We start from the raw sequence: 5,996 nt of genomic DNA on the forward strand, positions 1-5,996 counted from the left end.
TGACCCGCCCGCGCGTCTCCGAAGACGTCGCGATCCGCGGGCTCATCGACACCGCCAAGCGGATCGGCGCCCGCATCCACATCCTGCACCTGTCGTCCTCCGACGCGCTGCCGCTGATCGCCGCCGCCAAGGCCGAGGGCGTCCGGCTCACCGTCGAGACCTGCCCGCACTACCTCACGCTCACCGCCGAGGAAGTCCCGGACGGCGCCAGCGAGTTCAAGTGCTGCCCGCCCATCCGCGAGGCCGCCAACCAGGACCTGCTGTGGCAGGCGCTCGCCGACGGCACCATCGACTGCGTCGTCACGGACCACTCGCCCTCCACCGCCGACCTCAAGACCGACGACTTCGCCACCGCGTGGGGCGGCATCTCCGGCCTCCAGCTGAGCCTCTCCGCCATCTGGACCGAGGCGAGGAAGCGCGGCCACTCCCTCGAGGACGTCGTCCGCTGGATGTCCGAGCGCACCTCCGCGCTCGTCGGCCTGGACGACCGCAAGGGCGCCATCGCCGTCGGCCACGACGCCGACTTCGCCGTCCTCGCCCCCGAGGAGACGTTCACCGTCGACCCGGCCGAGCTCCAGCACCGCAACCGCGTCACCGCCTACGCCGGCAAGACGCTGCACGGCGTGGTCCGCTCCACCTGGCTGCGCGGCGAACGCATCGTCGCGGACGGCGAGTTCACCGCCCCGCGGGGCACGCTGCTCGAGAGGAGCAAGTGACGATGCCCGCAGACTCCGCCATACCGTCCTTCACCGGTGACGCCAGCCCCTACGGCGGCGGCGACCCGTACGCCGACTACCGCACCGCGGACTTCCCGTTCACGCGGTACACCGATCTCGCCGCGCGGCAGCTCGGCGCCGGGGTGATCGCCGCCAACGACGAGTTCTTCGCGCAGCGCGAGAACCTCCTCGTACCCGAGCGCGCCGAGTTCGACCCCGAGCACTTCGGTCACAAGGGCAAGATCATGGACGGCTGGGAGACCCGCCGCCGCCGCGGCGCAGGGGCGGACCACCCGTGGCCCACCGCCGAGGACCACGACTGGGCCCTCGTCCGGCTCGGCGCCCCCGGCGTGATCCGCGGCATCGTCGTCGACACCGCCCACTTCCGCGGGAACTACCCGCAGGCCGTCTCCGTCGAGGCCGCCTCGGTCCCGGGCGCGCCCACGCCCGGGGAGCTGCTGTCCGACGACGTGAAGTGGACGACGCTCGTCCCGCGCACGGCCGTCGGCGGCCACGCGGCCAACGGCTTCGCCGTCGACACCGAGCAGCGCTTCACGCACCTGCGGCTCAACCAGCACCCCGACGGCGGTATCGCCCGGCTGCGCGTGTACGGCGAGGTCGTCCCCGACCCGCAGTGGCTCGCCACGCTCGGCACCTTCGACGTGGTCGCCCTGGAGAACGGCGGCAGCGCCGAGGACGCCTCCAACCTCTTCTACTCGCCCGCCTCCAACACCATCCAGCCGGGCCGCTCCCGCAAGATGGACGACGGCTGGGAGACCCGGCGCCGCCGCGACACCGGCAACGACTGGATCCGCTACCGGCTCGCCGCCCAGGCGCAGATCCGCGCCCTGGAGATCGACACGGCCTACCTCAAGGGCAACAGCGCGGGCTGGGCCGCCGTCAGTGTCAGGGACGGCGAGGACGGTGAGTGGACCGAGGTGCTGCCCCGCACCCGGCTGCAGCCCGACACCAACCACCGCTTCGTGCTCGACGCCCCGGCGGTCGGCACCCACGCCCGGATCGACATCTACCCGGACGGCGGCATCTCCCGGCTGCGCCTGTTCGGCTCGCTCACGGAGCAGGGCGCGTCTCAACTGGTGGCCCGGAACGCCGAGTTGGGCGCGTAACCGGTAGGAAAGAGCCCGGCGGGGCGCACCGGCCCGACAGCACCGGTGCGCCCCGCGTTCCGCATACCCGGGTACCCGCATACCCGGGTGCCCGCCCGTGTCGCCTACGCGGCGTGCCCGCCGTCCACCGCGAACTCGGCCCCCGTGACGTAACTCCCGCCCGGGCCCGCGAGATGGGCGACCGTCCGCGCGATCTCGTCCGGCGCGCCGAAGCGGCCGAGCGCCGTCATCCGTGCCTGGTCCGCCGCGAAGGGGCCGCCGGCCGGGTTCATGTCCGTGTCGACCGGGCCCGGATGCACGACGTTCGCCGTGATGCCGCGCCCGCCCAGCTCACGGGCCAGCGCCTTCGTCAGACCGGTCAGCGCCGCCTTGCTCATCGCGTAGAGCGTGCCGCCCGGGCCGGGCACCCGCTGTGTCATGCAGGTGCCGATCGTGACGATCCTGCCGCCCTCGCCCAGCACGTGCGCCGCCGCCTGCGAGGCGAGGAACACGCCCCGCACGTTCGTCGCGAGGACCCGGTCCACGTCCGCGAGCGAGAGCTCCGCGAGCGGTCCGAGCACCCCCACGCCCACGTTGTTGACCAGGACGTCCAGGCGCCCGAGCCGCTCCGTCACGGCGGTCACGGCGCCCGCCGCCTCGGCCGCGTCCGCCGAGTCGGCCCGCACCGCGAGCCCGCGCCGGCCGGCCGCCTCGATCCCGCGCACCACCTCCGCGGCCGCGTCCTTGTCCCGTACGTACGTGACGGCCACGTCGAAGCCGTCCCGCGCCAGCCGCAGTGCCGTCGCCGCGCCGATCCCGCGGCCGCCGCCGGTCACCAGAGCCACCTTGCCGTGCATGTCCGCCTCCTGAGAGCGAGCCGATGTCCTGCACACCAGTCCAGCCGCTCGCGGCGCCGCACACCGGCGGCAATCGGACACAAAGGCCGCCCCGGCGCCCTCCGTTCGCCCCGGCCGACCGGGGGTAGCAAGTTAACTCCGGTAAAACAAGCGGCAGTCGGTGTTGACGTGCCCCCGTCTACGCGCGTCATCCTGAGGGCATGAAGATTCCCCCACGCTTCATCAGCGTCGCTGCCCTCGCCGCCGCCCTGTTCGTCGGCGGCCCCGCCACCGTCGCCGCGCAGGCCGCCGCACCGGCCCCCGTCTCCGCGACCGTCCTGTCCGCCGCCTCGGTCGGCGACATCTGCTACTCCGCCCTGCCCTCGCAGGCGCACGACACCCTGGACCTCATCGCACAGGGCGGCCCGTACCCGTACGAGCAGGACGGCACCGTCTTCCAGAACCGCGAGGGCGTGCTGCCCCAGCAGTCCACCGGGTACTACCACGAGTACACCGTCATCACGCCCGGCTCGGACGACCGCGGCGCCCGCCGCATCGTGACCGGCGAGGCGAACCAGGAGGACTACTACACCGCCGACCACTACGCGTCCTTCGACCTGGTCGACCACTCCTGCTAGCGGACGCCGCCTAGCCCTTCCGGTCGCTCCCGGCGGCCGCGAACACGGCGATCGCCAGCACCACCAGCGCGATGCTGCCGTACACCTCGCGGCCGTCGAGGAACCCGATGTGCTGGATGAGGCCCCAGCCCAGCCAACCGGTGAACTCGTGGACCAGGCCCACCCCGCCCTGGAACAGCAGGAGTGCTCCGACGGCCTCCAGCGCCTGCTGCAGCTGCTTCTTGTTCATGCACAGGACTCTCGCCCCGCGGGCCGGCCGCCCGCGTCGGCCGCGGGGCGGGACCGGTGCGCCACAGGTCGCCCCTGCGGCGCACGATCCGCGACCGAAGTCGACGTCCGTACGACTTTCGTCGCGCGCCCGGCGCCGAGCACGCCCCGGGCCGCTCCCGGTGCGTAGATTTGTCGACCATGGAGTCATCGCAGCAGACCACGACCCCGGTGCCCGCGCAGGAGCCGCAGGTGTCCGCACGCCGCTGGCTGCTGCCCTCGACGCTCGCCGACGAGCTCGACCTCGACTCGCAGGGGCAGCCGGGCCGGCGGCGGCGCACCGCCCGCGACTGGCTCGTCGACTTCTGCTGCTTCTTCATCGCCGTCGTCATGGGGCTGGCCTTCTCCCAGCAGGTCTGGGACAACCCCCGCCTGTCGCCCGCCGTCGCCGTCGCCGACCAGGTCATCGGCGCGCTCGCCTGCGCCGGCGTGTGGCTGCGGCGGCGGTGGCCCCTCGGGTACGCCGTCGCGATGATCCCGGCCGGTTTCCTGTCGGACACCGCGGCCGGGGCCGTCATGATCTCGATCTTCACGGTGGCCGTGCACCGGCCGTTCCGCGACGCCGCCTGGGTCGTCGGGATCTCCGGCGCTCTTCTGCCGGTCTTCTACTGGTGGCGGCCCGCGCCCGACTCCCCGTACCTGCTGTCCGTCTCGTTCACCGTGATCCTCATGGTCACGGTGGTCGGCTGGGGCATGTTCGTCCGCTCCCGGCGCCAGCTCCTCATGTCGCTGCGGGACCGCGCGCGGCGGGCCGAGACCGAGGCCGGGCTGCGCGCCGAGCAGGCCCAGCGGCTGGCCCGCGAGGCCATCGCCCGCGAGATGCACGACGTGCTCGCCCACCGGCTCACCCTGCTCAGCGTGCACGCGGGCGCCCTGGAGTTCCGCCCCGACGCGCCCCGCGACGAGATCGCCCGGGCCGCTGGCGTCATCCGGGAGAGCGCGCACGAGGCGCTGCAGGACCTGCGCGAGATCATCGGCGTGCTCCGGGCCGGCGACCAGGGCGACGAGCCGGGCCGCCCCCAGCCGACGCTCGCCGCGCTCGACGCACTGGTCGCCGAGTCCCGCGAGGCCGGGATGAAGGTCGGCCTCGACAACCGCGTGGGCGATCCGGACACCGTCCCCGCCTCCACCGGGCGCACCGCCTACCGGATCGCCCAGGAGGGCCTGACCAACGCCCGCAAGCACGCACCCGGCGCCGAGGTCACCCTCACCGTCGACGGCGCACCCGGCGACGGACTCACCGTCACCGTGCGCAACCCGGCGCCGTCCGGGCCCGTCCCGCACGTGCCCGGCTCCGGGCAGGGGCTGATCGGACTCACCGAGCGCGCCACGCTCGCCGGCGGCCGGCTCGACCACGGCCCCGGACCGGACGGCGGGTTCGCGGTCCGCGCCTGGCTCCCGTGGGCCGGGTGACCGGGCGCGATGACTACGGTGGGGGCCATGAACACGATCCGGCTGCTGCTCGTCGACGACGACGCCCTCGTCCGCTCCGGCCTGACCCTCATGCTGGGCGGCGCCGAGGACGTCGAGATCGTCGGGGAGGCCGCCGACGGGGCGCGGGCCGTCGAACTCGCGGGCACGGTCCGGCCGGACGTCGTGCTCATGGACATCCGGATGCCCGTCATGGACGGGCTCACCGCCACCGAGCGGCTGCGCGCCGTGCCGGACGCCCCCGAGGTCGTCGTCCTCACCACCTTCCACGCCGACGAGCAGGTGCTGCGGGCGCTGCGCGCGGGTGCCGCGGGTTTCGTCCTCAAGGACGCGACCCCCGCCGAGATCCTCGGCGCCGTGCGCAGCGTCGCGGCCGGTGACCCGGTGCTCTCTCCGGCCGTCACCCGCCAGTTGATGACCCACGCCGCCGCCTCCGAGCGCGAGACCCGCACCGCACGGGCCCGCGCCCGCGTCGCCCTGCTCGCCGGACGCGAACGGGACGTCGCCCTCGAGGTCGGCCGCGGCAAGTCCAACGCCGAGATCGCCGCGACCCTCTACATGAGCGTCGCCACCGTCAAGACGCACGTGTCCCGCGTCATGACGAAGCTGGACCTCAACAACCGCGTGCAGATCGCGCTGCTCGTCCACGACGCGGGCCTGCTCGACGCGGCCTGAGCGGCCTCTCGCGGCCCCGGCCGCCGGGGTAGGTTCGAGGTCTGCCGGGCGACACGGCAGCGGGCGCACGACGGCGGCCCGGCGACGGGGGAGAGGGCGGGACCAGGACATGGCGGGACCACCGCGGCGGACGGTCCGCGATCTGCGGCGCGGCAACCGGGCGACCGTACTGCGCACGATCTGGTTCGACGGACCGCTCAGCCGGCAGGAGCTCGGCCCGCTCACCGCACTCAGCTCGGGCTCCGTGAGCAACGTCGTCGGCGAACTCGTCGCCGACGGCCTCCTGGAGGAGGCCGGTTCCGTCGAGTCCGACGGCGGCCGTCCGCG

Annotated in this window: 7 protein-coding genes and 1 pseudogene; 6 read left to right on the forward strand and 2 right to left on the reverse strand. The window is 74.0% G+C overall.

The features are described 5' to 3' along the window. Together GTW43_RS14550 and alc are read left to right on the forward strand one after the other, a co-directional pair. The coding region (locus GTW43_RS14550; RefSeq protein ID WP_161302248.1) for an amidohydrolase family protein at positions 1–716 on the forward strand (716 nt) is incomplete at its 5' end. A gap of 2 nt (positions 717–718) precedes the next feature. Next, a complete protein-coding gene (gene alc, locus GTW43_RS14555) occupies positions 719–1,843 on the forward strand; it encodes an allantoicase (protein WP_161302250.1) in 1,125 nt (374 codons plus the stop codon). 104 nt (positions 1,844–1,947) lie between these two features. On the opposite strand, the gene GTW43_RS14560 is transcribed toward alc, so the two are convergent. After that, entirely contained in the window at positions 1,948–2,679 is a 732-nt protein-coding gene (locus GTW43_RS14560) for an SDR family oxidoreductase (RefSeq protein ID WP_161302251.1), read from the reverse strand. 200 nt (positions 2,680–2,879) lie between these two features. Here GTW43_RS14560 and GTW43_RS14565 point away from each other — a divergent pair, with 200 nt between their 5' ends. Beyond that, a complete protein-coding gene (locus tag GTW43_RS14565; RefSeq protein WP_161302253.1) occupies positions 2,880–3,296 on the forward strand; it encodes a ribonuclease in 417 nt (138 codons plus the stop codon). Positions 3,297–3,306: 10 nt separating this feature from the next. Here GTW43_RS14565 and GTW43_RS14570 read toward each other — a convergent pair whose 3' ends face one another. Continuing rightward, positions 3,307–3,525 carry a hypothetical protein gene (locus tag GTW43_RS14570; protein ID WP_237536600.1) on the reverse strand — a complete coding sequence of 73 codons (219 nt, stop codon included), beginning with the start codon at positions 3,523–3,525 and terminating at the stop codon, positions 3,307–3,309. Between the two features lie 179 nt (positions 3,526–3,704). Between GTW43_RS14570 and GTW43_RS14575 the strand changes: the two genes are divergently transcribed. From GTW43_RS14575 to GTW43_RS14585, 3 genes and pseudogenes are all read left to right on the forward strand, one after another. Next, entirely contained in the window at positions 3,705–4,976 is a 1,272-nt protein-coding gene (locus tag GTW43_RS14575; protein ID WP_161302255.1) for a histidine kinase, read from the forward strand. Positions 4,977–5,003: 27 nt separating this feature from the next. Next, on the forward strand, positions 5,004–5,669 hold the full coding sequence (locus GTW43_RS14580; RefSeq protein ID WP_161302257.1) for a response regulator transcription factor: 666 nt from the start codon (positions 5,004–5,006) through the stop codon (positions 5,667–5,669). Positions 5,670–5,778: 109 nt separating this feature from the next. After that, positions 5,779–5,996, forward strand: a pseudogene (locus GTW43_RS14585) (sugar kinase); the annotation flags it as partial.

The organism is Streptomyces sp. SID5785, assembly GCF_009870065.1.
Classification (GTDB): domain Bacteria; phylum Actinomycetota; class Actinomycetes; order Streptomycetales; family Streptomycetaceae; genus Streptomyces.

Excerpts from the sequence above, each read along its gene's own strand:
- GTW43_RS14570 (WP_237536600.1), bottom strand. The coding sequence starts at position 3,525 with ATGAACAAGAAGCAGCTGCAGCAGGCGCTGGAGGCCGTCGGAGCACTC.
- GTW43_RS14560 (WP_161302251.1), bottom strand. The coding sequence starts at position 2,679 with ATGCACGGCAAGGTGGCTCTGGTGACCGGCGGCGGCCGCGGGATCGGC.
- GTW43_RS14575 (WP_161302255.1), top strand. The coding sequence starts at position 3,705 with ATGGAGTCATCGCAGCAGACCACGACCCCGGTGCCCGCGCAGGAGCCG.
- alc (WP_161302250.1), top strand. The coding sequence starts at position 719 with ATGCCCGCAGACTCCGCCATACCGTCCTTCACCGGTGACGCCAGCCCC.
- GTW43_RS14580 (WP_161302257.1), top strand. The coding sequence starts at position 5,004 with ATGAACACGATCCGGCTGCTGCTCGTCGACGACGACGCCCTCGTCCGC.
- GTW43_RS14565 (WP_161302253.1), top strand. The coding sequence starts at position 2,880 with ATGAAGATTCCCCCACGCTTCATCAGCGTCGCTGCCCTCGCCGCCGCC.